Origin of the sequence: Pseudomonas sp. Nvir (assembly GCF_963778085.1) — a bacterium.
Classification (GTDB): Bacteria; Pseudomonadota; Gammaproteobacteria; order Pseudomonadales; family Pseudomonadaceae; genus Aquipseudomonas; species Aquipseudomonas juntendi.
Map to the genome: position 1 here is coordinate 1 of NZ_CAVZVN010000023.1, position 1,294 is coordinate 1,294.

Here is a 1,294-nt window from a genome sequence, read left to right on the forward strand (position 1 = left end):
AAACATTACCCCCGAGTTCGTCCGCGATGAAGTTGCCGCCGGGCGCGCCATCATCCCCGCCAACATCAACCACCCGGAATCTGAGCCGATGATTATCGGCCGCAATTTCCTGGTGAAAGTGAATGCCAATATCGGCAACTCGGCGGTAACCTCCTCCATCGAAGAGGAGGTGGAAAAACTGGTCTGGTCAACCCGCTGGGGCGCCGACACGGTGATGGACCTCTCCACCGGCCGCTATATCCACGAGACCCGCGAGTGGATCCTGCGCAACAGCCCGGTGCCGATTGGTACCGTCCCGATTTACCAGGCGCTGGAGAAGGTCAACGGCATTGCCGAGAACCTGACCTGGGAAGCCTTCCGCGATACCCTGCTGGAACAGGCCGAACAGGGCGTCGACTACTTCACGATTCACGCCGGCGTACTGCTGCGCTACGTGCCGATGACCGCGAAGCGCCTGACCGGTATCGTGTCGCGCGGTGGTTCCATCATGGCCAAGTGGTGCCTGTCGCACCATCAGGAAAACTTCCTCTACCAGCACTTCCGCGAAATCTGTGAAATCTGCGCCGCCTATGACGTTTCGCTGTCCCTCGGCGATGGCCTGCGCCCCGGCTCGATCCAGGACGCCAACGACGAGGCGCAGTTTTCCGAGCTGCATACGCTGGGCGAACTGACGAAAATCGCCTGGGAGTATGACGTACAGGTGATGATTGAAGGCCCCGGCCACGTGCCGATGCAGATGATCCGCCGCAATATGACCGAAGAGCTGGAGCATTGCCACGAAGCGCCGTTCTATACCTTAGGCCCGCTCACCACCGACATCGCGCCGGGCTACGACCATTTCACTTCCGGTATCGGCGCGGCAATGATTGGCTGGTTTGGCTGCGCGATGCTGTGCTACGTCACGCCAAAAGAGCATCTCGGCCTGCCCAACAAAGAGGATGTGAAACAGGGGCTGATTACCTACAAAATCGCCGCCCACGCCGCCGACCTCGCGAAAGGCCACCCCGGGGCGCAGATCCGCGATAACGCGATGTCCAAAGCACGTTTCGAATTCCGCTGGGAAGACCAGTTCAACCTCGCGCTCGATCCCTTCACTGCGCGAGCCTATCACGATGAAACCTTACCGCAGGAATCCGGCAAGGTCGCCCATTTCTGCTCCATGTGCGGGCCGAAATTCTGTTCGATGAAAATCACCCAGGAAGTCCGCGACTACGCCGCGAAGCAAAATATCGAAGCTGGCATGGCCGATATGTCGCATCACTTCCGCGCCCGTGGCGGCGAAATCTACCTGAAA

General features: G+C 59.5%; 1 protein-coding gene. It reads left to right on the forward strand.

Annotated elements, in window-relative coordinates; genetic code table 11:
* A partial coding sequence (gene thiC / locus AACG97_RS00205) for a phosphomethylpyrimidine synthase ThiC (protein WP_338463231.1) occupies positions 1-1,294 on the forward strand: 1,294 nt, incomplete at both ends.